This window comes from Flavobacterium sp. (assembly GCF_031381455.1).
Taxonomy (GTDB): Bacteria; Bacteroidota; Bacteroidia; order Flavobacteriales; family Flavobacteriaceae; genus Flavobacterium.
In genome coordinates, this window is record NZ_JANMXZ010000013.1 from 73,437 (window position 1) to 98,764 (window position 25,328).

Sequence of the window (25,328 nt, forward strand, 5' to 3'; positions counted from 1 at the left end):
ATGAGAACGAGTTACAATGTAGACGAAAGAGGATTTTACGGCGAATTTGGCGGCGCATTCATCCCAGAAATGCTTTACCCGAATGTGGAAGAGTTGCGTCAGCAGTATTTATCCATAACTGCCGAACCTTCTTTTCAGGAAGAATTTCATTCGCTTTTAAAAGAATACGTTGGCAGACCAACACCACTGTACTTTGCTAAGCGGCTGTCGGAACAATTTAATACCAAAATCTATTTAAAACGGGAAGATTTGTGTCATACCGGCGCACACAAAATCAACAATACTATAGGACAAATTCTTATGGCCAAAAGATTAGGTAAAACCAGAATCATAGCCGAAACCGGAGCAGGTCAACATGGCGTGGCAACTGCTACAGTTTGCGCGCTTATGGGCTTGCAATGCATTGTATACATGGGTGAGATAGATATTGAACGCCAAGCTCCAAATGTTGCCCGAATGAAAATGCTTGGCGCAGAAGTGCGTCCGGCGACTTCGGGATCCAAAACTCTTAAAGACGCTACAAATGAAGCGATTCGCGATTGGATTAACAATCCAGTTGATACATTTTATATCATTGGCTCCGTAGTTGGACCTCATCCTTATCCTGATATGGTGGCACGGTTTCAAAGTGTGATTTCCGAGGAAATTCAGAAGCAGCTTTTAGTACATGAAAACAGAGAGAACCCAGACTATGTAATTGCCTGCGTTGGTGGCGGAAGCAATGCTGCTGGAGCTTTCTATCATTTTTTAGATAATGAAAATGTAAACCTCATCGCCGTTGAAGCTGCCGGAAAAGGCGTTGATTCAGGGGAAAGTGCCGCCACTTCCATTCTCGGAAAAATTGGCGTTATTCATGGAAGTAAGACGCTTTTGATGCAAACTCAGGACGGACAAATTACTGAACCCTACTCTATTTCGGCAGGTTTGGATTATCCTGGCGTTGGCCCGATGCATTCGCATTTGTTTCAAACCAAAAGAGCTGAATTTATAGCTATTACAGATGAAGATGCCATGCAAGCCGGAATTGCATTAGCCAAAACAGAAGGAATTATTCCAGCTATTGAAACCGCTCATGCCTTTGCTGTTTTTCATCATAAAAAATTTAACCCTAATGATGTAATTGTGGTCAATTTATCAGGCCGTGGAGATAAAGATTTGAATACGTATATTAATTATTTCAACTTATAAAAATGAATAGAATCCATAACAAATTATCAGAAAATAAAAAATTACTATCTATTTATTTTTCAGCAGGTTTCCCTAATTTGAATGACACTAAAAGTTTAATAAAAAATCTAGCTGAGAACAAGGTCGATATGATTGAAATTGGGTTGCCTTTTAGCGATCCGTTAGCCGACGGCCCAACCATTCAGGCAAGCTCTTCACAAGCTTTAAAAAACGGAATGACAACCGAAATTTTGTTTGACCAAATTAAAGATATTCGACAAACAGTTGCTATTCCATTAATCATTATGGGTTATTTTAATCCTCTTTTACAATTTGGAGTACAGGACTTTTTGAAAAAATGCCAAGAAACTGGTATTGATGGTTTGATAATTCCTGATTTGCCTCTAGAAATTTACCTTTCAGAATACAAACAACTCTTTGAAAACTATGGCATTGCAATGATTTTCTTAATTACACCACAAACTTCGGAGGAACGAATCCGATTGATAGACGAAAATTCCAATGCATTTATTTATATGGTTAGCAGCTCCAGTGTCACTGGGAGCAGAGATAGTTTTGATGACAATCAATTGGCATATTTCGAAAGAATTGCAGCAATGAATTTAAAAAACCCACAAATTGTTGGCTTCGGAATTAGCAACAAAACCACTTTTCAACAAGCTACAAAACACCAAAAAGGAGCCATAATTGGAAGTAGTTTTATTCATTATATTGCAAGCAACCCTATTTCCAATATTTCTACATTTATCCAAAATTTGCTTTAGATAATTTATTATATAGTATTGATAATTAATTTTATAAACATTCAATATAGAATTTATCTATGACGTTTGTTTTGTTATTTTATGTTAAAAAGAATTACTAAATTTATAACTTGGGCAATACTTTAGATTATAGTTTATCTAAAGTTCGGTATTGTCAACATGGATATTTTTCTTTATCTAGTTTTGCTTTTTCTATTCTGCATTCCGTTTATTTTATTGGTAAAAAAAGGAAAAACCAAAGTAGATATGAGCGAAGCCATGCACTAATTAACTATTTTTCAAGTTATTAACAATTTGTATCATTTTCAAAAACAATTTCCTAAATTTGGTTTTCAGGCGTTTCAAACATCAACCTTTAAATCAAACATTATGGGACTTTTTGGTAAGAATCAAAAGAAAATCATCGAAGAGCTTCACAAGAAAAGTGAAGATCATTGCAAAGAAATCAGCAAAGAAATCGATGAGTTGTTAGACGATTTGAAAACTGATTATGATGAGAATCATGAAGTCGTTAGAGAGTTCTCTTCCTTCGTGGATGAGTTAAAAACAAAATTAAGTCCGGAAGATGCCAATAAGCTTTTAGACTTTTCATCAAGATTGACTAAAATAAAACGCTGTGCTAAAAAAGGTGTTGAAGCCATGAGAGAATTGGCAAGAGATCAGCGCAAAGTAACCCGAGAAACCAGCATGGAATATGAAGAGTATTACTATATGAAATGAGCATTTGCGAATTACAAATAACCATTAACAAACAATAAACAAATTCATTTGAAATAATAAAAAGCTCCTAATTGGGAGCTTTTTTTGTGCTTCGACTCCCGAAGTTTCGGGACAGCAAGACATTAGATTTATTAATTTTGTCTTGATGAAATCACAAAATATCTCATCAAACGTATATACAACTCAGTTTAACTCTGTCAGTCTGAGCTTGTCGAAGACCTTTCTATCTCGTAAAAACCAACGTATTTCCTTTACTCAAATTCGCATCAAAACCATAACCTTCATAATTAAAACCTTTCAGGTCTTCAATCGTCTCAGCATTAGTGTCAAGTATATAGCGAACCATCATGCCTCTCGCCTTTTTGGCAAAAAAACTAATCATCTTTAAGTTACCATCTTTGTAGTCTTTAAATTCGGGAGTAATTACCGGAACTTTCAATGTCTTTACATCAACCGCACTAAAATATTCGTTGCTAGCCAGATTGATAAACAATTCTCCTTTTTTCAATTCGCTGTTCAGTTCTTTGGTAATGGTTTTTTTCCAAAATTCATAAAGGTTTTTGTTTTTCCCGATTGGTAAAGATGTTCCCATTTCTAAACGATACGCCTGCATTAAATCAAGCGGTTTTAACACACCATATAATCCTGAAAGAATTCGGAGTTTATCTTGTAGCACTTCTAATTTATCCAATGGCAAACTATAAGCATCCAAACCCATATAAACATCGCCATCAAAAGTATAAACCGCCTGGCGAGCGTTTTCTTTTGTAAAAGGTAAATGCCAATCCTGATTACGTTGCCAGTTGAGTTCCGCTAGTTTTTCGGAAATATCCATAAGTTGAGACAAAGCTTTGGGCTTTTTCTTTTTTAAGGTTCTCTGAATAGTGTTGGCGTGTTTTAAAAACTGGGGTTCAGAAAAAGTAGTTGTAGGCAATTCTTTTTCAAAATTCAACGATTTGGCTGGCGATATAACGATTTTCATTTGATAGGTGTTTGATGTCCAAAAATACAAATTCAATATTGAAAACCATATACGAGAAAATGAATTATTATGATGGTACAATTGACAAATCTTATAAAGATTTTACGAAATTTTATAACATCAAAACGCTTAGTCTATTATAATTTTGTGATACCCAAATCTTTACTGCCTACTTTTTATAAAGTCAAAAATCAAAACAACATGAAAAGAATTATTTTGTTTTGCAGAGTCTTACTTATCGTTTGCTTCGCAAGTTCGCTTACGCTCGTGTCGTGTAAAAGTAAAAAATCGGTTGTCAAGAAAGACACAACAACTGAGAATATAACTTTATTAAAACTAACTGATGCAGAAATAGTTAAGAAAAAACGAGCTGATGATTTGGGGGCAAGATTATTAGAAACTTGTAATGTCTCCAGATTCAGAGGTTTCAGCATCAACGAAGCTACAGATAAGGTTCGGAAGAATGCTACCAAAGAAAAAATTTCCGCTGTTTGCCAAAAAATCAATCAAAGAAATGGAAGATTTTTGGGAATTAATATAATTGAGATTTTCTATAATAAAAAGTCCAAGGAATATAATTTTCGCTACAACATTGATTATGAAAAGAAACTCTATAAAAGAGAACTCTTTGTAACGATTAATGCCGAGAACAAAGTTTCTGCTATTTCCACAAAGGAAGTTACTCCGAAGCCGATGTAAAAACCATGTTAAAGGGTTGGAATTCGGGCAAATTGTTGTATATTGACCAAGCATTAAATGATCTAAAACAACAATAAATGAATTCATTTTGGCAGAAAATAATTATCCGAACCATACTCAAAAAGCCTAAAAAGAAAAGTACCAATAGTACAAATTATTCGAATTATGCTTTGGCCAAAGGCTATCGTGAGTTTATAATTCTGGCTAAACGCTATGTGAAAGATTTCTTTTTAATCACATTGGGAATTTTTTCGGCTTCGTTTGGATTTAAAGGTTTTTTGCTGACCAATCATTTTATTGATGGTGGAGCTACTGGAATTTCATTGCTTGTTTCAGCATTAACTGATATTCCTTTGTACTTTTTAATCATCGGAGTTAATATTCCTTTTATCATTTTGGGTTACCGAATAATGGGTCAGGCGTTTGCCATCAAAACAGCTTTAGCCATCACCGGACTTTCTGTTTGTTTGGCAACCGTTAGTTTCCCCGATGTTACTACAGATAACTTATTGGTTGCCGTTTTTGGAGGTTTCTTTCTTGGGGCTGGCATTGGTCTTTCTGTTCGTGGTGGCGCAGTCATTGACGGCACCGAAGTTTTGGCCATTTATCTCAGTCGAAAATTCGGAACTACCATTGGCGATATTATTGTCGTAATTAATGTTGTTATTTTCGGAGCTGCCGCTTATTTTCTTGGTATCGAAGTAGCGCTTTATTCTATGATAACCTATTTGGCTGCCTCCAAAACACTCGACTTTATTGTCGAAGGTATTGATGAATATATTGGCGTAACTATAATTTCTTCACGCAGCGAAAAAATGAGAGAGATGATTATTGATAAAATGGGGCGTGGCGTAACCGTTTATAGCGGAAAAGGCGGCTATGGAAAACGTGGTCAAACCAAAGAAGTCGATATTATTTACACCGTCATTACTCGATTAGAACTCAATAAACTCAATACTGAAATCGAAAAAATAGAACCAACTGCTTTTGTGGTAATGAACAGCATCAAAGACACTAAAGGCGGTATGATTAAAAAAAGACCCTTAAAACATTAATATAATGAAATCAAGAATCTTATTCTCAATTGCTTTTTTAACGCTTTTTGTAAGCTGCAAAAAAGAAACAGTTACCACAACTAAAGTTATTGAAAAAACAAAACAATCGGCGCTAGAAGACGAATATTATGTCTATGATCAGAAAGGCAGTAAAGTTGAATTACAGCTATTTCACCTTGCCAACTCAGACAGTGTAGGCGGAACATTGAATTTTGCTTTTGCCGAAAAGGACAGCAACCATGGTGATATTTTTGGTAAGGTTACAAATGGAATCCTTATTGCCGATTATGTTTTTCAATCTGAAGGTAAAGAAAGCGTTCGACAAGTTGCCTTTAAGTTTAAGGATGATAAAGCAATTCTTGGCTATGGCGACATGACATCGGACGGAACCCATTTTAAAGATGTTACCAAAGTAAAGTTTGATTCTGGAGTACCATTGACTAAAGCAGACTGAACGAAATAAATAAACCATTAAATTGATTATAAAACAATCCTTTCAAACTGTAATAAACAAAGCAATCAATACTTTTCAGTTGTAAACTGGATTTATAATTTAATTATTAATCTGTTATCAACATAAATCAATTTTATTATTTTTACAAAATAACAAGTCTTTCAAAAAATGAAAAAAGTAATAATCCTCTTCTTGCTTTTCTTTTCTTATAGTTCACAAGCACAAACCATTGAGTTCCTTGAAAAAGGTGACACGCTTCAAAAACCAAAATACCAACAATTTATTTACCTCTGCGACAGCACCGATATTTCTACCGCTAAATTTGTGGCTAAAATAAAGTCCCGCGGCAGTCTAAAACATACTACTAATTTATACCATTTTATAAAATATGAAGCTCAAAAATTAGGTGCTAATGCTTACCGTTTTGAAAGTTTTACCAAGACTGATGGCGATATCTATGGCGAATTAATATTAACTGCCTATTTCTGTGAAGATTCGCTTTTTGATGCTAATTTTGAAAATATTCCCAAAAATAAAATATTCATCTTTGGTAACGATGATATGAACGAAAAGAAAACACAAGGGTACAAAGTCCAAGGCCAAAAATTTGAAATCGCTAGCGGTCAATTTAAAGTATTTGAAATCAAAGAAAATGATGAAATTCAAATAACCAAAGGAGGTTTCACAGGAACAACATTATGGTACAAACGAAAAGAAGGTGGCTTTAGTTCATTCCTTACTTTTTCTGGTTTTGGACTAAACGGAGCAAGCTATAGTCCGGGATACAATGGAGTTGGCATAAGTTTTAACACGGGAAAAATAAATCATGTTGAGGCAAATTTAGCGCTGGTATTGTTAAAAATGTACGAAGAACAAAAATAAATTTCATCATAATTAATTAAAAAACACATGAAACTACTAGGAATTGGTTCCAGAATAAATCATGCCGAATATGGCAAAGGCGTTGTAACGAATGTATCTTCTAAAGAATATTGGGTAACTTTTATTGATGGTGGATTAGAAACCATAGATCTCGATAGCGAATTTGAAGTAATCGAAGCTGCCGAAAACGAAGTAGACACAATTAGTTTCTATGATGTTGAGCAAAGTTTACTTTCTATCCTAAAAAAATGGAACGGACTTGCAGAACCTGTAGCCATTGGCGATAAATGGAAAGGTGGCAACATGAAATTAGTTCCGGGACAAGCTGGTTTGGCTCACAAAGATGTGCCTATAGATGTCTTTTTTCATAAAATAGTAATGCTTCGTGATCGTCTTCGAGTAATGGAACAAAAAATCAACTCGAGCAATATTGAAGAAATAGAAAAAGTAGAACTCCAACAATACATCACCCGTATTTATGGCAGTTTGACTACATTCAACGTATTGTTTAAATCTCAGAGTGATTATTTCGTAGGCGAAAAGACAAAGTAAACTTTAACCTAAATTTAAAGGGATTCCACAAGTGAATTTTGTACTTTTATAATCCTAAAAGAAACTACTCATGAAATCGAAGATTATTTCATCCGTTCGCCTTTCAGGCTCGGGTCACGAACACCAAAAAAACAATAATTTAATTGTGAGTAAAAAAATTGTTATAGGAATTTTAGCAATTGGATTGCTGATTTTCGGTTGTAAAAGTTCTTCTTCAAATGATAAAAACAAAACGGTAAGCATCACTTTTGAATCTAAGAGCGGAAGCAATGTTAAAGGCACCGCTACATTCACAGAAAAAAAAGGATCAGTTACTTTAACCGCTAATTTCACAGGCTTAAAACCTGGTGAACATGCGATTCATATTCATGAAAAATCAGATTGCTCTGCTGCAGATGCTACTTCCACTGGTGGCCATTGGAATCCAACGTTTAAAAAACACGGTCGATGGACGGATGCTGAACACCACAAAGGTGATATGGATAATTTTTATGCCAATGCTGACGGAAATGCTACTGTATTGTTTAAAACCAATGAATGGTGTATTGACTGTGGAGATCCAACAAAAGACATCTTAGGTAAAGCGGTAATTGTTCACGAAAAGGCCGATGACTATACTACACAACCAACAGGAAATGCTGGTGCAAGAGTAGCTTGTTCGGCGATTATACGATAGTTTGCCTTGGAAGAAAAAGAACTTTTATACTTCAAAAATGCTCTGGAATGGCGCGAATGGTTACACGACAATCATCATTCGTCAAAAGGAGTTCATCTCGTTTTTTACAGAGTTAGCAGTGAAGCCGAAAGCATGCGTTGGGAAGAAGCCGTTCAGGTTGCCATTTGTTATGGCTGGATTGATTCTACTGTAAAGAAACTCGACGACGAACGCAGACGCCAAATGTTCACCCCGCGAAAAGACAAAAGCGTTTGGAGCAAACTCAACAAAACCTATATAGAGAAACTTATTGCAGACAATCTGATGCATGAAAGTGGTCTGAAAAAGATTGAAATCGCCAAACAAAACGGTTCGTGGACAACGCTAGATGGGGTTGAAAATTTGGAAATGCCCGAAGATTTAGCATTGGCTTTTGCCAAAAATAAAAAAGCTTTAAACAATTACAATTCCTTTAGTCCTTCCTATAGAAAAAGCTATCTGTATTGGCTCAATCAAGCCAAAAGAGAAGAAACCAGAAAAGCACGTATTGTAGAAATCGTAAGCCTTTGTGAACAAAACATCAAATCGAGAGACACATTCTAAATTTGATTTTTTACTCGTAAAAAAGGTTTAGTTTTGCATCGTAAACATACCTCAAATGATTAACCCATCTGCACCAGGTTGGATAGACAAGTTCTTTATTGAACAAAGAGCTTCAGGGCAACCTCTTATGGATTCTGAAGAAGCTTTTTATATAAGAACACGGGCAACGGGTTTTATTTTTGGACACATAGTGAGCTTTAATACGGTCAAGCCAATTCCGATTACAGAAAGGCTTCCTGAAGAAATATCAAAAATTGGAATGCTCAATACGCTCTATGAAATGTATTGTCTGACCAAAAACGATCCTGACACAAATCATTTCATTTCAGAAGCCGTTGCATTCTACAATCTTCTGACTCCAAAAGGTTTCAATCCTTTGCAGAAAATGCTTCCCACTAGTACTGACTTAAGCAAACTTGAAAAAATCATTCACGACAGAGTACAGACTAACGAAGATTTATTTAGTAAAAACTTCTCGCATGTAATTACGAATGCGCTCCTTTTTGTGGATATTCTGGCATTCAAAAAATACCTGGAAAAAGGTTCGCTTCCTGAGAAATATTTCAACAAGATTGAAGATATTGTAATTAGTATTATTTCGCTTTCGCTAAAGTCTAAAACCGGAATTTCTGTTCATGATGAATTGTTGGCTAAACTTTTTGAATCGTCAGTGCGCTACAATAAGTTTTCTGATGCAAAAATCAAAACAATTGATGATTTAGATTTAAGTTATTTAAGCAACGATTTAGAAAAATTCTATATGGTCGATTTGGCCGGAATCAGTTTATGGAGCGATGAAAAAGCAGAAAATGAAGAGCGTTATTTTTTGTATAAACTTGGTGAAAAACTAATGGCTACAGAATCATTTATTACAGAAAGTATTGATTTTATTAATGATTTCATTGTAAAATATAAAAAGGAAATTCCTTATTTCAATAATTCTAATCCGGTAAAAAATTTCTATGACCACACTACCGAAAGTGTGCAAATTCTAATCAACAGAAACAAAAAAAGATTAGTAAAAGAATTGTCTCAAAGCAAAGAACTGATGCAGTTGTTAGCAAAATCAACTCATAAGGAATTGGATAAAGAGGAAAAGAAAAAAATCAAAGTCCAGCTGCTTGACATATGTAAATCAGTGCCATCTTTGACTATTTTTCTTTTACCGGGCGGAAGTTTACTGTTGCCAATTCTGATAAAATTCATTCCACAGTTATTACCATCAGCTTTTAACGAGAACGAAGAAAGAGATTCAACTCCATAGAGGCAAACTATTTAGCCACAGATTTACAGATTTCCAAATCATTTTTAATCTGTGAATCTGTGGCTACAGTTTTTATAGGTGCAAAATCGAGATGCGATGAAAGTTTAAAATTTTAAACTCCATTTGAAACCAATAAAAAAATCACCCGAAGGCGATTTTACTTTTAGAACTTTAATTGGTAGACTTCATCCAAATCTTTATTGGAGCTAATGTTCACTTTTAAATCGGTTACGTAGCCTGAATTTAAACCATAAACCCAACCGTGTAAAGTAAGCTCCTGCCCATTTCTCCATGCTCCTTGAACGATAGATGTTTTGGCCAAATCAAAAACCTGTTCTTTGGCATTTATTTCAACAAAAGCATTAAAACGGTCATCTTCATTGATGATAGAATCTAGATATTGGTCATGCAAACGATAAACATCTTTGATGTGTCGAATCCAGTTGTCGATAATCCCAATAGAATCATTTCCCATGGCAGCTTTTATGCCACCACAACCATAATGTCCGCAAACAATTACATGCTTTACTTTTAAAACATTCACAGCATAATCTAGAACACTTAACATATTCATATCAGAATGCACAACCATATTGGCTATGTTTCTGTGAACAAAAACTTCGCCTGGCTTGGCACCGATAATCTCATTCGCAGGAACACGGCTATCGGAACAACCAATCCATAATAAAGGTGGTGTTTGACCTTTGGCTAAATCTTTGAAATAATTTGGGTCTTTTTCTAATTTTCTTACAACCCATTCTTTATTGTTGTCTAGTATTTTTTTATAAAAATCGCTCATTGTTTAATATTGTTTTTCAATCGTAAAAACACTTTTACTATTTGATTATAAAAGTAAGGAATTACTATTTAGGTTTATACTATTTTTTAATCATTAAAATTTTCGTCAATAATTTCTCTTTTAACGGTTTTCCGTTTCATCACATCATAATAATGTTCAATTCTAACCTTGTTAGGAGTTTCTACACTATTCTCAAGCTGATATGCCTTTTTGAAACCTTTTAGTTTTACTTTAATATTTTCATCTTTGGCTCTAGTAGTTTTAAACTCGCGAAGCAAATCCAAAATATCATGTGCAATATAAACGGTATCATTTGCATTAATAATCACTTTTGAATTTTCAGGGATTTCCATCAGCGTTGATTTAATTGCAGCTTTGTTCAAAAACGAAACTTCCTGCGCTAAATCAATATGGATAACATCACCATCAGCATATTCTTCTTTTCTGAAATTATAAGCACGCTTCAAATTGCCTTTCAAGACAAAAATAATACTGATTACAATACCCAACGCAACACCTTTCAACAAATCGGTAAAAACAACCCCAAGAAATGTTGCTATAAAAGGAATAAATTGATATTTTCCTCTTTCCCAAAAATGTTTAATTACTCTAGGATTAGCCAATTTGTAGCCCACCAATAGTAAAACGGCGGCTAATGTTGCCAATGGTATTTTATTAAGAATAAATGGAATTGTCAAAACACTTACAAGTAATAATACACCGTGAATAATGGCTGACATTTTGGATTTTGCTCCAGCTGCATTGTTTGCCGACGTTCTTACCACCACCGAGGTCATTGGCAATCCACCAATAAAACCACTCAATATATTTCCAATTCCTTGCGCTTTTAATTCCACGTTGGTATCGGTGTAACGCTTTTGAGCATCCATTCTGTCAGCAGCTTCAATACATAAAAGCGTTTCAATTGAAGCCACCACAGCAATAGTAATTCCAACTATCCAAACTTTAGAATTATATAGTGCTGAAAAATCAGGTGTTATGATGATATTTTTAAATTCCTCTAGTGAAGTTGGTACTGGCAAACTAACTAAATGTTCTTTCAAAACAGCTAAATTACTGTTGGATTGAATAAAAAATTCGTTTAAAATAATACTTACAATTACCGCAATTAAAGCAGGTGGAATCAACTTTATCTTTTTCAAGAATTCCACTTTATTCCATAAAATCAGTATGGCTAATGAAACAAGTGTAATCAAAATTGAGCCCAATTGAATGTGGTTAAATACCTGAAATAATTCCGAAAAAGTGTTCTGACCGTCAGTTTGGAAAAAAGCTTCGTCCCCTTCAAAATCGGGATCGTACCCAAAAGCATGCGGAATTTGCTTTAATATTATAATAACACCAATTCCTGCAAGCATTCCTTCAATAACATTGGTTGGAAAATAATTAGAAATACTCCCCGATTTTATAAAACCCAATACCAATTGTAAAACACCTGCTAAAACAACAGCTGTTAAAAAAATATTGAATGCACCCAAATCGGTTATGGCGGTTAAAACTATAGCTGTTAAACCCGCAGCTGGACCAGAAACACTGAGATGGGATTTACTTAAATACCCCACAACGATTCCGCCTACAATACCAGCTATAATTCCCGAAAATAGTGGTGCGCCAGAAGCCAAAGCGATTCCTAAACACAATGGAAGTGCCACCAAAAAAACAACTAAACCTGATGCGAAATCAGATTTGAGGTTTGCAAAAAGATTGATTTTTTTTGTCATTACCTTATAATTAATTAATACGAATATTGTTTCGCTAAAGCGAAAAAAATTAGACAGATGTATTAAACTAATTCGGGCGGAGGAATGAAGATTTCCTCTGCTATATTATCATGACGTGTTAAATTTTCAAAAATAATTTTAGAATTTTGATGCTCAACTACTTCCATAAATGGATAGTCAAAATTCAGCCTTAAATCGGCTTTTATTTCTTTGTGATTTTCTTCTTCGGCAAAACTATAGAACATTGATATATCCGAATTCTTTTCTATCAACGTAACTATAGTTGGCGTTGTCAGAAAAGTTATAAATACAAATAGTGTGAATTTTGCTATTAATTTCATATTGCAAAAATACCTTTTCATTTTACAAAAGAAAATTCTATTATATATTTTTTAACATTCGTTAGCTATAAATTAAATTTATAGGTTTTATATTTGTATCAAATTTTACTATATAATGACAATTACACAATTAAAATATGTTCTGGCAGTAGCTGAATACAAGAACTTTACACTTGCGGCCGAAAAATGTTTTGTTACCCAACCAACCTTGAGTATGCAAATTCAAAAGATCGAAGAGGAATTGGGCATACAAATTTTTGACAGAACCAAGAAACCTATTCAGCTGACAGAAATTGGACAGAAAATTGTCAATCAATCCAAGAATATTGTTAATGAAGCAGATAGAATTCAAGATATTGTCGATCAGCAAAAAGGATTTATAGGTGGTGAATTTCGATTGGGAATTATACCAACGATAATGCCTACATTACTACCAATGTTCCTTAATAATTTTATCAAAAAATATCCAAAAGTAAAGCTCATTATTGAGGAATTAAACACAGATGAAATTATACTAAAACTGAACAACGGACATTTAGATGCCGCGATAGCCGCAACACCATTAGAAGAAGAAAAAATAAAAGAAGTTGTATTATATTTTGAACCATTTGTGGCTTATATTCCAGAAGGTCATAGTAATTTTCAAAAGCAGGAAATTGAAGTCGACGATTTAAATTTAGATGAAATCTTATTACTGCAAGATGGCCACTGTTTTAGGGATGGTATTTTGAATCTGTGCAAAAATGTAGCTGCAAATGAAAAAGCGCATTTTCAAATTGAAAGCGGAAGTTTTGAAACCCTGATAAAATTGGCCGATGAAGGTTTAGGAACCACACTACTTCCCTATTTGCACACTTTGGATTTAAAAGAAAAGGACCAGCTTAAACTGCGACATTTCAAAGAGCCAAAACCAGCACGAGAAGTAAGTCTAATTTTTCCGAAAAACGAATTGAAAATTCATATTATTGATGCTTTGAGAAGCACTATAGCCGGAGTGGTAAAAGGTGCGATTGTCTTTCAGAATGTACAAATCATAAGTCCACTTCAAAAAAAATAAGGAGCTTTGCACAAACTCCTTATTTTATCTCTGCTAACTAACTACAGACAAACATTGTTTTAATTCAGGATGCTCAGCCGTAAAGAATTGCAACCATTTTTTTAATTGTTCAACCTCGTAAGGCAATAAATTTTTAATGGCCTTTTTTAGTTCTTTTTTAAAAAGAACAGGATCGAAGCTTACTCTTTCGAGTACCGATTTTGTGTAATCATAGATCATTCTAGGCATATTTGGTTAAGATTTGGGGTTATCTTTTTGTAAGAACGTTTAGTAAAAGTATATCAAAAAAAGTTCTTGTACAAAAAAATAAGCTAAAAATTATCGTTAAAATACTACTTTAGTCGACAAAATGCAATTATTAACATTTTTTTTAAGTTTTAACTTACTAAAATGTTTTTGTCTAGAAGCTCATAAAGCCATTTTTGCATTTCCGGTTTATCAGCAGTAAAATAAAATAACCAATTAATTAGATTTTCCCTTTCATAAGGTAACAGCGTTTTGGACGCCTTAATCAATTCTTTTACAAATAAGTCTTTGTCTCTACTAACCTTAATAATTGAAGATTTTGTATAATCATACATCATTTGTCCCATAATAGTGTTGTTTAAGATTATACTTCTATTTACGAAACAATTAACTTTACAGTTTCCCTAACTCCTAAATAAAAAAAAGGAACCTTTAAGTTCCTTTTAGTTTTATTTATTGTTAATGAGCAACATACAATGCTGCAGTTCTGGTTTTTCCTTAATAAATTTTGAAAGCCATGTTGCTAATTCTTCTAATTCAAAAGGCAACAAGACTTTACATGCTTTTTCAAGTTCTTTGCAGAAAAGAGAAACGTCAAAACTGACTCTTTTCAGCACATTCTTTGTGTGGTCTAACATTGATTTAGACATAGAAAATTGTTAGATTAAATTAAATATAAAGGTAAGAACGGGTTTAGATATATCAAATGTAAATAATATTATTTTCCACTTATTAAAATTTGTTTAAAACTTTACGCTTTAAATATGTTAAAATTTCAAAGTGCTTTGGTGGCGCGCAACATCTCTCTTTTGCCTGGCGCACCAGATAATTTTTCTACAGAAAAACCTGCAGATAACATCGCGTTTTTTATAGAAGTCCGGCATGCATAAGTCACCAAAACACCATTTGGCTTTAAAGACTTAAACATGGAGGCAAAGATTGCTTCTGACCAAAGCTCAGGTTGCACCCTGAAACCAAAAGCATCAAAATAAATCAAATCGAAAGCAGCTTCATCCTGAATATCCTGAAAAAACTGCTTGCGTTTGGTTAGTGTAAAATTATCCGAAAGTGAATGCTGTTGTTCCCAATGACATTCGTGCAGTTGTTTGAATATTGCTGCCTCACTGGCGTCAATTTCCTTTGGGTAATTCATTTTCATGGCTTCATCGATTGCAACAGGATACGCTTCTACTCCAACGTAATCAATAGCTTGCCTATTCTTTTTGGATTCTAAATACGTGATAAAACAATTTAAGCCTGTCCCGAAACCAATTTCTAATACAGCAATGGGTTGTCCTTCGAAAAGTGACCCGAGCTTTTGCGAATTGGCGAAGCACAACCCATTTTTTATGAATACGTGATAGGCCTCCTGAATGGCGCCGTGTTTTGAGTGATAAGTTTCATCCCATTCCGGCAAATGAATGGTTGTTGAACCATCATTGGTTTTGATAATTTCGCGTTTCAAAATTATTTGATATACAATTTCTTGATTCTCGGAATTGGTCCGCCACATTTATTTTCGTGACACTTTAAGCAAGCATCAACTCCGGCATTGAAATGTTCGGTTGCGTTTTTTAAATCACTATAAATCAACTGTTGTGCTGCTATGTAGTCTTTTGCTTTTTGTCTAAAAAACAAATCATTATCCGTTTCATCCGTAAATTTTGCAGTGTAAATATTCAAAAAATGCTTTGGAAATGTACCAAGAGTATCTCCCTTTTGAATGCGTTCTTTCAACCGTTTATTGTCAACATACATTTGTTCCATCAAAGCTGCCATTTCTGACATTTGATACATTTCCAGTTTCTTTTCTTTGTCAGGAGAACATTTTTCTTCTTCAACCTTTGGCTCTTTCTTCTGACAGGAAAAAAAACTAAAAACTAAAACAATCGCAATTATTTTTTTCATTAATGCTGAATTTATTTACTGCGTCAGTCGCTATGCTCGTGTCAGTATCTTTTTTTAGGAGCTATATCCCGCTTTCCGTTGCAATCTTTTTGTTTTGTTAAAAAGCCCTCTCCCGAAGCTTCGGGAGCGCTCAGGGTGACAAAACAAAAAGGATTTTCACTACAATCGGGGCTAGTTACTTCAGTATAGATTATTTTTTGATGTAAACACCATCCGCCAAAAACGAATAAGTAACTTCCGGTTTGGTAATTTTGGCAATTTCGGCTGCTGATTTTCCACCATCTTTGGCATAATGTCGTAACGATTCAACCGATTCTACATCAACAAACGCTTTTCCGTTTACAATGGCTTCGCTGTTATCTGCATTCAACGGAACGAAGAAACCATAATCTTTAAATTTTACAAATGATTCATCATCACCTGCTAAATTCATTTTCATCCAACAGCCTTTCTTTTTGCAAACTGCTTTAATATTTGATTGGAATTGAACCCTAATCGTATCGCCTTTTTTAAGTGTTTTATACTTTTTCAACATTTGTTCTTTCGTATAAATTTTAGATACTTTAAATTTATCTCCAAACGAAGCGTACTCTTTATTGTCAAATGCTTTTGCTTTTTTCTGCGCCATCACTGCTGTTCCAACACATAATAACAGCATAATTAGGATAACATTTACTTTTTTCATAATTGTGATATTTTAATGAATTGCGAATATAAACAGTTTAGAAAAAATCAATTACTAAATTAACAATTATTTTGAGTTTTTATTGTGAAATTAATCCCTCAAATAGTCAAAAAAATGTCATTTCAAAAAAAATATTCATTTTTTTTTACGGATGCAAAATACTATCATATTTTTATTAGTTTTACAAAAACTAACAACACAACTATAATTTTCAGAAAACAAATTATAAGATGTTAATTGTCAATGATTTGAATTGTTTTCCGAATTAAATCCAGTATTAAATGATGTTAAAAACTACCTGCGAAATCGATATAGTTAGAGCAAATTCCTCAAAAATTACTGAAGTCGATTTTGAAAATCTTACCTTCGGAAATGTATTTACGGACCACATGTTGGTTTGTGATTTCAAAGAAGGTAAATGGCAAAAACCCGTTATCAAACCTTACGAACCTTTCTTAATTGATCCTTCGGCAAAAGTGTTCCACTATGGACAAGCCATTTTTGAAGGAATGAAAGCCTATAAAGACGAAAACAATGATGTGTGGCTTTTTAGACCAGATGAAAATCTGAATCGTTTTAACAAATCGGCAGTGAGAATGGCAATGCCCGAAATTCCGGAAGATATCTTTATTGGTGGTTTAAAAACCATTGTAGATATAGAAAGAAATTGGGTTAAGAAAGGATTGGGAAACACTTTGTATATCAGACCTTTTATGATTGCGATTGGTTCAGGAGTTATTGCTCAACCATCAACACAATATAGATTTATGATTATCCTTTCGCCTGCACGCTCCTATTATTCTGGGGAAGTGAAAGTGATTATTGCCGAGCATTACAGTCGTGCTGCCAATGGTGGAATCGGTGCAGCAAAAGCAGCCGGAAATTATTCAGCACAATTTTATCCGCAAAAACTAGCACAAGAACAAGGTTTCCAACAAATCATTTGGACAGATGATGCCACGCACACCAAGCTGGAAGAAGCAGGAACTATGAACGTTTTCTTTAGGTTTAACGATACTATTTACACCGCACCAACCAGTGAAAGAATTTTGGATGGTGTTACCCGAAAAAGCTTGATTGCTATAGCAAAACGAGACGGTATCAAAGTAGAAGAACGTCCGGTATTGGTTTCTGAATTAATTGCAGGTGCAAAAGACGGAAGTTTAAAAGAAATCTTTGGTGCAGGAACCGCAGCTGTGGTTAGCCCAATTGTAGGTTTCCAATACAAAGAAGATTATTTTGAGTTGCCAAAAATAGAAAACTCCATCGCCATACAATTAAAGGAGAAACTAACTAAATTGCAGTACAAACTAGCCGAAGATACTTTTGGGTGGACAGTTAAAGTATAGTTTTACTTCGTCAGTTTGCTATGCTCATGTCAGTCGCAGTCATAGTTACAGATATAGAACTTCGGGGAAACTCGGAGTTTTTTTATTTGTTTTTTGTTTAAATCTTTATCTTTAACAAAAACTTATCTTTTGCAAAAAATAAACACATGACAGCTAAAAAGAACTATACTAATGACATTCGTTGGGGCATTATAGGATGTGGTAACGTAACTGAAGTTAAAAGTGGTCCTGCCTATAAACAGGTGAACGGATTCCAATTAGCCGCTGTCATGAGACGAGATGTAGACAAACTGAAAGACTATGCGCATAGACACAGCATTGCCAAATACTATTCGTCTGCGGAAGAATTAATTACAAATCCCGATATTGATGCGGTCTATATCGCTACGCCACCCGATTCTCATAAGTACTATGCGCTTAAAGTGGCCGCTGCCGGAAAACCTTGTTGCATTGAGAAACCTTTGGCGTCCTGTTACCAAGATAGCCTTGCGATATATGAGGCTTTTAAAAATAAAGACATTCCTTTATTCGTTGGGTATTACCGTCGTTCTTTACCCCGATTCCAACAGGTGAAAACATGGTTAGACAATAACGCCATTGGTGAATTAAGACACATCAGCTGGAAATTTAGCAAAGCTCCCAATGCCAATGATTTGTCGGGAACTTATAACTGGCGCACGGATGCAACCGTAGCTCCGGGTGGATACTTTGATGATTTAGCCAGTCATGGTTTGGATTTATTCACGTATCTGTTGGGAGATGTTAAAGAAGTTTATGGCATCAGTGGGAACCAACAGCAATTGTACTTGGCCAAAGACGCTGTAACCGCCTGCTGGATTCATGAGCGGAATATAACCGGAACAGGATTTTGGAACTTTGGTTGCGAACGTACTGAAGATACGGTGGAACTCTTTGGCAGCAAAGGTAAAATCACCTTCTCTGTTTTTGAAGAAAATCCACTACTGCTGGAAAGTAATGGTCTGCTCGAGGAAGTGTATATTGATAATCCTACAACAGTACAACTACCTCATGTACAAAACATGAAAAGACAATTATTTGAAAACGAATTTAATCATCCTTCTAATGGCGCTACAGCCACTCATACCAGTTGGGTGATGGATAAAATTCTTGGTGTTTTATAACTTGCTGAAGGGAAGACAAATATTTAGTAGGAATTTGGTAACTTTGAGAAATTAACGATTATACTAGTTTCGTCAATCTTGCCTTATTTGTTATATTGGTAATAGAAAGATGCGAGTATATACAAGTTAGCAGTAACCTTTCCAAAAATTGCGCAAAAACCGAATATACTCTGAAAATTTATTTGATTATGTTTGCTGTCTATAATAACCTAATATGAAAATCGATAAATTTTATTTTACTGTTATCCTTTCTATCTGCTTTACTCTTTTAAGCGCACAGAACAAAACATTAGAATTAAAAAACTCCGATATACAAATTGGTATAGACTACAAAAACAAAAACTATCTTGTCTTCAACGGCTTTGAGGTTTTCTACAAAAAACCATTTCAATCGCAAGAATGGGAAACAATCCCATACAAACACAATGAACTACCAAAAACAAAAGATTTTCCGTATAATTATTTCAACATAAAAGGGAAAAACTATTTAGTTTACACAGGTTGCGGAGAAGTTTACGAATTCAGAAATGACAGCATAATACGAATTGACAACTCATTCCAGCATAAAAATCAATTTGGCTCTTGCTCATTTGTCTACAAAGACGAAATCTATTATTTCGGCGGTTATGGTTTATTCACTTATAAAAATATCTTAACCAAGTTTGATTTTAAAACCAAAGAATGGGAACTTATCAAATACAACGACTATAAAAATATTCCACAGCCAAGAGATAAAGCAATCTCGTTTTTAGAAGGCGATTATTTTTATTTGCTATCCGGCTATTCAGAGAATTACGAAACCGACCAAGTTACAGGCGCAGGAAAACAATTGTTTGATATTTGGAAACTAAATCTAAAAACTAAAGTTTGGGAATATCTTGGCGACTTAAAAGACAAAAGCATACTTTATGCAATGTCTGACAACACCAACAGTTATCAAAATCAAAACAGCTTTTACTATGATAACAATTGCATTTTTCAATTAGACTTTGAAAACAACAAAGTCAATTATTTTAAACAGGAAAACAAGTTTTTCCTTTCGGGGTTTGAAAAATACAATTATGAAAATAACGAAATAATTTATTCCCTAAAAAGTACAGATGAAAGTGTAAGAAACAACAAAATAATAATAGAATCTTTTAAAAATTACAGCGGGAAAATTGTAAAAACTGAAAACTTAATTTCTAGTTTCAACTCTACATACATTCTGATTTTGTTTATCATTCTGTTAGTAGCAATTGGCTTATACTTCACAAGTAAGAGAAAAAAAAGAACAGAATATGAAAATTGTATCACTTTTAAAAGCAATACATTTTTTCACAAAAACAAGCCAATCAATAATCTCTCAACTGACGAGATAAATTTATTATCATTCTTTTTCAGCAACTACAACAACCCTATTCAAATGAACGAGGTAGTTGATTTCATTTCAAAAAACGATGACACAAGCTACAATACACTTACAAAGAAGAAAGACACCATTCTTAATAGTCTAAAACAAAAGCTAGCTTTTGTTTTAGATATTAATGAGGATGATTTGTTTATCTATCAAAAAAATAATGAGGACAAGCGTATTAAAGAAATACAACTTAATCCTCAATATTTTAATTTTAAAAATTAACCTTTGGAACTTTTACTTTGCTAACTGAACTAGCATAGCTAAACAAAGTTTGTCCGTTTAAATATTTATCATATTCCTCTTTGGTCATCCATATAAGTCCAGGTTTATTGCAATTTTTCCTTCCACAAAATGAAGATGTTTCTGGGTATCCAATTGGCTTGACGTAATTAATATATTCTTCTTTTGTTCCTTTTGGTTTGTGTTGCTTTTCATCACATCTGCATAGTGCCATAATTTTATTTTATTTAGATAATCTTTACTGCAAAATAATTTTTTTAGTATTCACAACATTACCAACCGAATCGTAAATTTTCACAAAATACAAACCTGCTCCTGTCCAAGTATTTAATTGAACTGTGTATTGTTGTGTATTCATTGGTGCAGAAAACACCTCTTGACCCAGCGTGTTAGATATTTTAATATTCCAACCTGAAACATTCGCCAAAGTTCCACAATCAATAGTTATTTCAGTATTAGCAGGGTTAGGATAAATCGTAACAGTATTATTGTAAACTAATGGATTAAAGCTCAAAACACCTGTGTTGATTACCAAAGTACCACATCCAGCATCACTATAGAAAAGATTTGTTATCTCATCTTGCGTTAATGCTCTATTCCATAAACCTATATCGTCAACATCACCAATTAGAGTACTATTTCCACCTGATTGCAATCCGCCTACTCTCCAATATCCAACATAATTTTGAGCAGATGTAGTAGCATTATTTTGACCAGACAAAACACCGTCAATATATAATTTCATACCAGCAGAAGACAAAACGGCAACAGCATTGTGCCACAGATTATCCTTATAGTTTCCTGTTGCTGTACAATATTGTTGCGTACCACTAAAAACATAAAATTCAGCATTACCATTCGGCTTTATATAAACATATCTGTCCCACAGACCTCCATGTGTACATTGCCCATTATTAGAGCCAAACACAAACCCACTATTTGAAGTTTTAAACCATAATGATATAGAAAAAACTTGAATGTTATTAAAGCTATTGGTTGTACAAACAATATCCGTATTTGCAACAAATCCAAAAGCACTGTTTATATTCCCAAATCTATCGGAAACAAAACTACTTGAACCAACTATAGTTCCATTATTGCCATTAGTAGTATAATCGTTTGTTGTATTAGCAAAACCCCAATAACTAACCAATCCACTTGAGGGAACATATGACGGGATAGTTTGCGAAAATGCGTTTAAAAATGTTAAGACAAAAACATAAGTAAGTAAATTTTTCTTCATGACTATTTGATTTTAAATTAGTTCAGCAAACATATAATTTCTTATTCTTCTCTCATAAAAATATATAAGAAACTATACTTTCAACTATTTAATAGCAATAACAAAGCAAAAAAATAATAACTGTGAGTATTTTATTAAAAATATTTTATAATTTTATTATATTACTAATCTTATAAAAAAAACAAAACTATGGCATCAACATCAGAAACAGGACACGCAAAAAACATTGCGAATTTTCAAGACCTAATTGCATTTGTAACAGGTTACGGAGCAACTTACAATCCATCCAAAAACGCATTAAAACTACCCCAATTGAACACGCTTGTAACTACATCGCAAGGCAACTTAGCAGATGTCATAACAAAAAACACCGCCTACAATAATTCAGTAAATGACAGGATAATTGCATTCGACGGACTAAAAGCGCTATCAACAAGATTGGTTAATGCATTAGAAACAACCGATGCGCCAAAAGAAAAAGTGAGTGATGCAAAAGGTTTCAATCGTAAAATACAAGGCAAAAGAGCCTCTACTTCTTTAACCCCAACAGACCCAAGCGCTCCAGCACCTGCAACAATAAGCGCAAGTCAGCAATCATACGACCAACAAATTCAACATTTTGCAGGTCTTGTTTCTGTTTTACAATCTGAAACAAGTTATACACCAAACGAAAATGAACTTAAAATAGTAACCCTAACAGCAAAGCAAGCCAATTTAGTGGCAAAAAATAATGCAGTTTCTACCGCATACACAAACATCAGTAATTCAAGAATTAATCGTAACAAAACATTATACGAAAACGTTACGGGTTTGGTTAGTGTAGCAACGGAAGTTAAAAAATACATCAAATCAGTTTTCGGAGCATCAAGTCCCGAATTTGCTCAAGTAAAAGGAATAGAATTTAAAAAAGTTAGAACATAGAGTTATCAAATTTAGATAACTCCCTACTCCATTTAGTTTTATTCAAACTGCAATTAGAAAAATCCTAACTGCTTTTAGAAAACAAGTAACTGCAAAAAGAAAACTTCTCACTGCGTTTAGAAATATCCTAACTGCGGAGAGATTTTTTCTTACTGCGGTTAGAAAACTAGCTACTGCGAAAAGAAATATTGCTACTGCAATTAGAAAACTACTTACTGCGAAAAGAAAACTTGCTACTGCGAAAAAAAGTGCCCAGAAGAAAATAAGGCTACTGCTAACAGCCGTTTGGCAAGATTGCGAATTTTGTGGTCAATTCACGCTTCCGTTTCGCAAGAAATATTATATTAGTGGAAAATAAACGGTTACGAAGTTCGCAACCTCGCCAAGCGGCGGAACGTTATAAGCCATATTTCACCCCTATAAATGAGAACACAAGTAGAAAACGAAATTGCAAAGTTCGATTTGAAAACTGAAGCTATTGAGAAAATAGAAGAGTTTCTTTCTAAAAACATTTTAGGTCATACAAGACCGACAATTGACAATCAATTTGAAGGATTATTTCGCGCAAGAATAATAACTAACATAAACGAACAAGAATTATTAACGACAAAGTGTATTTGGTATCCAGACTGGACCGAAATAGATGAAAGTAATCATCAGTTTAATAGATGTAGTGATAAGGGTCAGAATTTTTTTTATGGTTCAAATTACTTGGGTGCAACAATTAAGGAACTAAATCCTAAACATAAAGATTTAGTTATCGTTGGCATCTTTTCTTCTATAAATCCAGAAACCAAATTAACTTCTCAGTATGCTGGAATCGAAACTTTGAAAAAAAATCCAAATTATAATTCTCTATTAGAAAACTTTGAATTTGAAAATAGTAATGACAAAGTAATTGAAGAATTTATTGCGTCAAAATTTCAAGAAAAAATATCAAAGAAAGAAAGTTACAAATACAAATTAAGTATTGCCTTCTCAAACATACTATTAAAAAATGATAATATAGGTTGTGTTGTTTATCCAAGCGTAGCTTCAAATTTGGAGTATGCAAATTATGGAATAAAACCAAACTTCATTGATTCTTTTTTTGCCTGTAAAAGTCTTTATATGTACAAGGTTGAAAAAAATGAAAATGAAATAACACTCATTCCTGAAAAATATGCTCATAAAATTATTTTTAACAGACAAAGTCCAAAAAATTCAATAATTGAATGGAATAAAAATACTGAAGAAGAAAAACAGCTTATTAAAAAATACGGCTTATAACAGCGGTTTCTCGCAATTGCGAATTTTGTTGTGAATTCACGTTTACGTTTCGCAAGAAGTTTTATCTTTAACAGAAAATATAAAGTTCCGAACTTCGCAACTGACGAGAAGCCGCGGAACGTTATGCGTCAGCAATCCGCCCCGAAATTCTAAGAAAAATTTGTTTCTTAAAAAGGAAACTTATATCTTTACCCAAAATAATTTAAAAGCGTCAAATGGAATATAAATTCAAAGTTGAATTTCTTGAACCAGTAATGGAATTTTTGGAAAGTTTAGATCAAAAATCAAGAGAAAAAATACTTTACAATATTTGGAAATCAAGAAGTGTAAATGATAATGAATTATTCAAAAAACTTGATGGGGAAATTTGGGAATTTAGAACTTTATATAATAAGCAATATATCAGATTACTTGCTTTTTGGGATAAATCCAATAAACAAGATACAATCGTAGTTTCGTCAAATGGTTTTATAAAGAAAACAGACAAAACTCCAAAAGCAGAAATAGAAAAAGCTGAAGCTTTAAGAATAAAATATTTTAACGAAAAAAAATAATATTATGAAAACATATAGTTTAGATGAAGTAACTGATAAATTCGTTGGAAAAAAAGGAACTCAAAATAGAGATGCTTTTGAAAATGAATTAAAGCTAGAGCTTATTGGTCAAACAATCAAGCAAATCCGTAAAGACAGAAACTTGACTCAAGAACAATTAGGCGAATTAGTTGGTGTAAAAAAAGCACAAATTTCGAAAATTGAAAATAGCTTAACTGATGCAAGATTTGACACAATAATGAAAGTTTTCAAAGCACTGAATGCGAAGGTTAATTTCAATGTTGAGTTACTAAATCAGAAAGTTGCAATTCTGTAAATAAATTGCCGAACGCATAACAGCCGTTTCTCGCAATTGCGAATTTTGTTGTAAGTTCACGTTTCCGTTTCGCAAGAATTTTTATCTTTATCGGAAAATAATAAGTTCCGAAGTTCGCAACTGACGAGAAGCGGCGGAACGTTGGCAGTAATGCTCGGGATGCAGAATCCTGAAATAGGTTGACAAAAAATCAACAACTATTTACAGGACAATATGAAAGAAAAGAAACTCCCCTGTCAGAAAAAATCCGTTGGATTTGACTTAAAATTAAAGATCATTGATGAAGTTTGTAACGGACA

31 protein-coding genes are annotated in these 25,328 nt (G+C 33.7%); 19 read left to right on the plus strand and 12 right to left on the minus strand.

Translation table 11 applies throughout. The features are described 5' to 3' along the window. The 3 genes from trpB to RMN97_RS04250 all read left to right on the plus strand — a co-directional run bounded on the left by trpB (nt 1) and on the right by RMN97_RS04250 (nt 2,672). On the plus strand, nt 1–1,188 hold the full coding sequence (gene trpB / locus RMN97_RS04240; protein ID WP_309613280.1) for a tryptophan synthase subunit beta: 1,188 nt from the start codon (nt 1–3) through the stop codon (nt 1,186–1,188). A 2-nt stretch (nt 1,189–1,190) separates the two neighbouring features. Next, entirely contained in the window at nt 1,191–1,952 is a 762-nt protein-coding gene (gene trpA, locus RMN97_RS04245) for a tryptophan synthase subunit alpha (RefSeq protein WP_309613281.1), read from the plus strand. Nucleotides 1,953–2,321: 369 nt separating this feature from the next. Continuing rightward, entirely contained in the window at nt 2,322–2,672 is a 351-nt protein-coding gene (locus RMN97_RS04250; protein ID WP_309613282.1) for a hypothetical protein, read from the plus strand. 223 nt (nt 2,673–2,895) lie between these two features. Here the strand turns inward: RMN97_RS04250 and yaaA are convergent, their stop codons facing one another. Then, a complete protein-coding gene (gene yaaA / locus RMN97_RS04255) occupies nt 2,896–3,654 on the minus strand; it encodes a peroxide stress protein YaaA (RefSeq protein ID WP_309613283.1) in 759 nt (252 codons plus the stop codon). Nucleotides 3,655–3,855: 201 nt separating this feature from the next. Here yaaA and RMN97_RS04260 point away from each other — a divergent pair, with 201 nt between their 5' ends. The 8 genes from RMN97_RS04260 to RMN97_RS04295 all read left to right on the plus strand — a co-directional run bounded on the left by RMN97_RS04260 (nt 3,856) and on the right by RMN97_RS04295 (nt 9,818). Next, nucleotides 3,856–4,353: a hypothetical protein gene (locus RMN97_RS04260; RefSeq protein ID WP_309613284.1), complete on the plus strand. Its 498-nt coding sequence runs from the start codon at nt 3,856–3,858 to the stop codon at nt 4,351–4,353. A 77-nt stretch (nt 4,354–4,430) separates the two neighbouring features. Next, nucleotides 4,431–5,408, plus strand: a complete 978-nt coding sequence (locus tag RMN97_RS04265) for a YitT family protein (protein WP_309613285.1) — start codon at nt 4,431–4,433, stop codon at nt 5,406–5,408. A 4-nt stretch (nt 5,409–5,412) separates the two neighbouring features. Further along, nucleotides 5,413–5,862 (plus strand): hypothetical protein, encoded by a 450-nt coding sequence (locus RMN97_RS04270; protein WP_309613286.1) that lies wholly within the window; start codon nt 5,413–5,415, stop codon nt 5,860–5,862. A 168-nt stretch (nt 5,863–6,030) separates the two neighbouring features. Next, a complete protein-coding gene (locus tag RMN97_RS04275; protein ID WP_309613287.1) occupies nt 6,031–6,744 on the plus strand; it encodes a hypothetical protein in 714 nt (237 codons plus the stop codon). A 27-nt stretch (nt 6,745–6,771) separates the two neighbouring features. Continuing rightward, a complete protein-coding gene (locus RMN97_RS04280) occupies nt 6,772–7,296 on the plus strand; it encodes a hypothetical protein (protein WP_309613288.1) in 525 nt (174 codons plus the stop codon). Nucleotides 7,297–7,366: 70 nt separating this feature from the next. Next, complete coding sequence (locus tag RMN97_RS04285) at nt 7,367–7,972, plus strand: superoxide dismutase family protein (RefSeq protein ID WP_309613289.1); 606 nt, start codon at nt 7,367–7,369, stop codon at nt 7,970–7,972. A 6-nt stretch (nt 7,973–7,978) separates the two neighbouring features. Further along, nucleotides 7,979–8,554 (plus strand): YdeI/OmpD-associated family protein, encoded by a 576-nt coding sequence (locus RMN97_RS04290; protein WP_309613290.1) that lies wholly within the window; start codon nt 7,979–7,981, stop codon nt 8,552–8,554. A 55-nt stretch (nt 8,555–8,609) separates the two neighbouring features. Then, nucleotides 8,610–9,818: an LETM1-related biofilm-associated protein gene (locus RMN97_RS04295; protein WP_309613291.1), complete on the plus strand. Its 1,209-nt coding sequence runs from the start codon at nt 8,610–8,612 to the stop codon at nt 9,816–9,818. Between the two features lie 163 nt (nt 9,819–9,981). On the opposite strand, the gene can is transcribed toward RMN97_RS04295, so the two are convergent. From can to RMN97_RS04310, 3 genes are all read right to left on the minus strand, one after another. Next, the gene (can, locus tag RMN97_RS04300) at nt 9,982–10,617 is read right to left on the minus strand and encodes a carbonate dehydratase (protein ID WP_309613292.1); all 636 of its coding nucleotides are present in this window, start codon (nt 10,615–10,617) and stop codon (nt 9,982–9,984) included. Between the two features lie 86 nt (nt 10,618–10,703). Beyond that, nucleotides 10,704–12,359 (minus strand): SulP family inorganic anion transporter, encoded by a 1,656-nt coding sequence (locus tag RMN97_RS04305; protein WP_309613293.1) that lies wholly within the window; start codon nt 12,357–12,359, stop codon nt 10,704–10,706. A 62-nt stretch (nt 12,360–12,421) separates the two neighbouring features. After that, nucleotides 12,422–12,700 carry a hypothetical protein gene (locus RMN97_RS04310; RefSeq protein WP_309613294.1) on the minus strand — a complete coding sequence of 93 codons (279 nt, stop codon included), beginning with the start codon at nt 12,698–12,700 and terminating at the stop codon, nt 12,422–12,424. 115 nt (nt 12,701–12,815) lie between these two features. Between RMN97_RS04310 and RMN97_RS04315 the strand changes: the two genes are divergently transcribed. After that, nucleotides 12,816–13,757 carry a LysR substrate-binding domain-containing protein gene (locus RMN97_RS04315; RefSeq protein ID WP_309613295.1) on the plus strand — a complete coding sequence of 314 codons (942 nt, stop codon included), beginning with the start codon at nt 12,816–12,818 and terminating at the stop codon, nt 13,755–13,757. A gap of 33 nt (nt 13,758–13,790) precedes the next feature. Here the strand turns inward: RMN97_RS04315 and RMN97_RS04320 are convergent, their stop codons facing one another. From RMN97_RS04320 to RMN97_RS04345, 6 genes are all read right to left on the minus strand, one after another. Further along, nucleotides 13,791–13,985, minus strand: coding sequence for a hypothetical protein (locus RMN97_RS04320; RefSeq protein ID WP_309613296.1), 195 nt, complete (start codon nt 13,983–13,985; stop codon nt 13,791–13,793). Nucleotides 13,986–14,134: 149 nt separating this feature from the next. Further along, a complete protein-coding gene (locus RMN97_RS04325) occupies nt 14,135–14,350 on the minus strand; it encodes a hypothetical protein (protein WP_309613297.1) in 216 nt (71 codons plus the stop codon). Between the two features lie 102 nt (nt 14,351–14,452). Further along, a complete protein-coding gene (locus RMN97_RS04330; protein WP_309613298.1) occupies nt 14,453–14,653 on the minus strand; it encodes a hypothetical protein in 201 nt (66 codons plus the stop codon). Nucleotides 14,654–14,778: 125 nt separating this feature from the next. Continuing rightward, a complete protein-coding gene (gene mnmD, locus RMN97_RS04335) occupies nt 14,779–15,468 on the minus strand; it encodes a tRNA (5-methylaminomethyl-2-thiouridine)(34)-methyltransferase MnmD (protein WP_309613299.1) in 690 nt (229 codons plus the stop codon). Nucleotides 15,469–15,470: 2 nt separating this feature from the next. After that, on the minus strand, nt 15,471–15,911 hold the full coding sequence (locus RMN97_RS04340) for a hypothetical protein (protein ID WP_309613300.1): 441 nt from the start codon (nt 15,909–15,911) through the stop codon (nt 15,471–15,473). 190 nt (nt 15,912–16,101) lie between these two features. Then, nucleotides 16,102–16,596 (minus strand): DUF4920 domain-containing protein, encoded by a 495-nt coding sequence (locus tag RMN97_RS04345; protein ID WP_309613301.1) that lies wholly within the window; start codon nt 16,594–16,596, stop codon nt 16,102–16,104. 281 nt (nt 16,597–16,877) lie between these two features. Between RMN97_RS04345 and RMN97_RS04350 the strand changes: the two genes are divergently transcribed. From RMN97_RS04350 to RMN97_RS04360, 3 genes are all read left to right on the plus strand, one after another. Then, on the plus strand, nt 16,878–17,945 hold the full coding sequence (locus RMN97_RS04350; RefSeq protein ID WP_309613302.1) for a branched-chain amino acid aminotransferase: 1,068 nt from the start codon (nt 16,878–16,880) through the stop codon (nt 17,943–17,945). A gap of 146 nt (nt 17,946–18,091) precedes the next feature. Continuing rightward, nucleotides 18,092–19,087 carry a Gfo/Idh/MocA family oxidoreductase gene (locus RMN97_RS04355; RefSeq protein WP_309613303.1) on the plus strand — a complete coding sequence of 332 codons (996 nt, stop codon included), beginning with the start codon at nt 18,092–18,094 and terminating at the stop codon, nt 19,085–19,087. Between the two features lie 214 nt (nt 19,088–19,301). Then, nucleotides 19,302–20,708 (plus strand): kelch repeat-containing protein, encoded by a 1,407-nt coding sequence (locus RMN97_RS04360; protein ID WP_309613304.1) that lies wholly within the window; start codon nt 19,302–19,304, stop codon nt 20,706–20,708. Here the strand turns inward: RMN97_RS04360 and RMN97_RS04365 are convergent. Both RMN97_RS04365 and RMN97_RS04370 read right to left on the minus strand, forming a co-directional pair. Further along, a complete protein-coding gene (locus RMN97_RS04365; protein WP_309613305.1) occupies nt 20,698–20,940 on the minus strand; it encodes a hypothetical protein in 243 nt (80 codons plus the stop codon). The two genes, RMN97_RS04360 and RMN97_RS04365, sit on opposite strands and share 11 nt — an antisense overlap. Before the next feature lie 24 nt (nt 20,941–20,964). After that, nucleotides 20,965–21,969: a LamG-like jellyroll fold domain-containing protein gene (locus tag RMN97_RS04370; protein ID WP_309613306.1), complete on the minus strand. Its 1,005-nt coding sequence runs from the start codon at nt 21,967–21,969 to the stop codon at nt 20,965–20,967. 189 nt (nt 21,970–22,158) lie between these two features. Between RMN97_RS04370 and RMN97_RS04375 the strand changes: the two genes are divergently transcribed. The 4 genes from RMN97_RS04375 (at nt 22,159) to RMN97_RS04390 (ending at nt 25,029) form a co-directional block, all read left to right on the plus strand. Further along, a complete protein-coding gene (locus RMN97_RS04375) occupies nt 22,159–22,890 on the plus strand; it encodes a hypothetical protein (protein WP_309613307.1) in 732 nt (243 codons plus the stop codon). Nucleotides 22,891–23,313: 423 nt separating this feature from the next. Next, nucleotides 23,314–24,159: a hypothetical protein gene (locus RMN97_RS04380; RefSeq protein WP_309613308.1), complete on the plus strand. Its 846-nt coding sequence runs from the start codon at nt 23,314–23,316 to the stop codon at nt 24,157–24,159. Nucleotides 24,160–24,374: 215 nt separating this feature from the next. Further along, entirely contained in the window at nt 24,375–24,713 is a 339-nt protein-coding gene (locus RMN97_RS04385; protein ID WP_309613309.1) for a type II toxin-antitoxin system RelE/ParE family toxin, read from the plus strand. 4 nt (nt 24,714–24,717) lie between these two features. After that, a complete protein-coding gene (locus RMN97_RS04390) occupies nt 24,718–25,029 on the plus strand; it encodes a helix-turn-helix transcriptional regulator (protein ID WP_309613310.1) in 312 nt (103 codons plus the stop codon). Nucleotides 25,030–25,328 lie beyond the last annotated feature (299 nt).

What these genes read in the sequence shown, in the direction of transcription:
- RMN97_RS04355 (WP_309613303.1), top strand. Translation starts at nt 18,092, where the DNA reads ATGACAGCTAAAAAGAACTATACTAATGACATTCGTTGGGGCATTATA.
- RMN97_RS04315 (WP_309613295.1), top strand. Translation starts at nt 12,816, where the DNA reads ATGACAATTACACAATTAAAATATGTTCTGGCAGTAGCTGAATACAAG.
- RMN97_RS04320 (WP_309613296.1), bottom strand. Translation starts at nt 13,985, where the DNA reads ATGCCTAGAATGATCTATGATTACACAAAATCGGTACTCGAAAGAGTA.
- RMN97_RS04325 (WP_309613297.1), bottom strand. Translation starts at nt 14,350, where the DNA reads ATGGGACAAATGATGTATGATTATACAAAATCTTCAATTATTAAGGTT.
- RMN97_RS04340 (WP_309613300.1), bottom strand. Translation starts at nt 15,911, where the DNA reads ATGAAAAAAATAATTGCGATTGTTTTAGTTTTTAGTTTTTTTTCCTGT.
- trpA (WP_309613281.1), top strand. Translation starts at nt 1,191, where the DNA reads ATGAATAGAATCCATAACAAATTATCAGAAAATAAAAAATTACTATCT.
- RMN97_RS04330 (WP_309613298.1), bottom strand. Translation starts at nt 14,653, where the DNA reads ATGTCTAAATCAATGTTAGACCACACAAAGAATGTGCTGAAAAGAGTC.
- RMN97_RS04365 (WP_309613305.1), bottom strand. Translation starts at nt 20,940, where the DNA reads ATGGCACTATGCAGATGTGATGAAAAGCAACACAAACCAAAAGGAACA.
- RMN97_RS04385 (WP_309613309.1), top strand. Translation starts at nt 24,375, where the DNA reads ATGGAATATAAATTCAAAGTTGAATTTCTTGAACCAGTAATGGAATTT.
- RMN97_RS04285 (WP_309613289.1), top strand. Translation starts at nt 7,367, where the DNA reads ATGAAATCGAAGATTATTTCATCCGTTCGCCTTTCAGGCTCGGGTCAC.
- RMN97_RS04380 (WP_309613308.1), top strand. Translation starts at nt 23,314, where the DNA reads ATGAGAACACAAGTAGAAAACGAAATTGCAAAGTTCGATTTGAAAACT.
- can (WP_309613292.1), bottom strand. Translation starts at nt 10,617, where the DNA reads ATGAGCGATTTTTATAAAAAAATACTAGACAACAATAAAGAATGGGTT.
- RMN97_RS04295 (WP_309613291.1), top strand. Translation starts at nt 8,610, where the DNA reads ATGATTAACCCATCTGCACCAGGTTGGATAGACAAGTTCTTTATTGAA.
- RMN97_RS04310 (WP_309613294.1), bottom strand. Translation starts at nt 12,700, where the DNA reads ATGAAATTAATAGCAAAATTCACACTATTTGTATTTATAACTTTTCTG.
- RMN97_RS04305 (WP_309613293.1), bottom strand. Translation starts at nt 12,359, where the DNA reads ATGACAAAAAAAATCAATCTTTTTGCAAACCTCAAATCTGATTTCGCA.
- RMN97_RS04280 (WP_309613288.1), top strand. Translation starts at nt 6,772, where the DNA reads ATGAAACTACTAGGAATTGGTTCCAGAATAAATCATGCCGAATATGGC.
- RMN97_RS04270 (WP_309613286.1), top strand. Translation starts at nt 5,413, where the DNA reads ATGAAATCAAGAATCTTATTCTCAATTGCTTTTTTAACGCTTTTTGTA.
- RMN97_RS04250 (WP_309613282.1), top strand. Translation starts at nt 2,322, where the DNA reads ATGGGACTTTTTGGTAAGAATCAAAAGAAAATCATCGAAGAGCTTCAC.
- RMN97_RS04345 (WP_309613301.1), bottom strand. Translation starts at nt 16,596, where the DNA reads ATGAAAAAAGTAAATGTTATCCTAATTATGCTGTTATTATGTGTTGGA.
- RMN97_RS04370 (WP_309613306.1), bottom strand. Translation starts at nt 21,969, where the DNA reads ATGAAGAAAAATTTACTTACTTATGTTTTTGTCTTAACATTTTTAAAC.
- RMN97_RS04350 (WP_309613302.1), top strand. Translation starts at nt 16,878, where the DNA reads ATGATGTTAAAAACTACCTGCGAAATCGATATAGTTAGAGCAAATTCC.
- RMN97_RS04390 (WP_309613310.1), top strand. Translation starts at nt 24,718, where the DNA reads ATGAAAACATATAGTTTAGATGAAGTAACTGATAAATTCGTTGGAAAA.
- yaaA (WP_309613283.1), bottom strand. Translation starts at nt 3,654, where the DNA reads ATGAAAATCGTTATATCGCCAGCCAAATCGTTGAATTTTGAAAAAGAA.
- RMN97_RS04265 (WP_309613285.1), top strand. Translation starts at nt 4,431, where the DNA reads ATGAATTCATTTTGGCAGAAAATAATTATCCGAACCATACTCAAAAAG.
- RMN97_RS04275 (WP_309613287.1), top strand. Translation starts at nt 6,031, where the DNA reads ATGAAAAAAGTAATAATCCTCTTCTTGCTTTTCTTTTCTTATAGTTCA.
- RMN97_RS04360 (WP_309613304.1), top strand. Translation starts at nt 19,302, where the DNA reads ATGAAAATCGATAAATTTTATTTTACTGTTATCCTTTCTATCTGCTTT.
- trpB (WP_309613280.1), top strand. Translation starts at nt 1, where the DNA reads ATGAGAACGAGTTACAATGTAGACGAAAGAGGATTTTACGGCGAATTT.
- RMN97_RS04260 (WP_309613284.1), top strand. Translation starts at nt 3,856, where the DNA reads ATGAAAAGAATTATTTTGTTTTGCAGAGTCTTACTTATCGTTTGCTTC.
- RMN97_RS04375 (WP_309613307.1), top strand. Translation starts at nt 22,159, where the DNA reads ATGGCATCAACATCAGAAACAGGACACGCAAAAAACATTGCGAATTTT.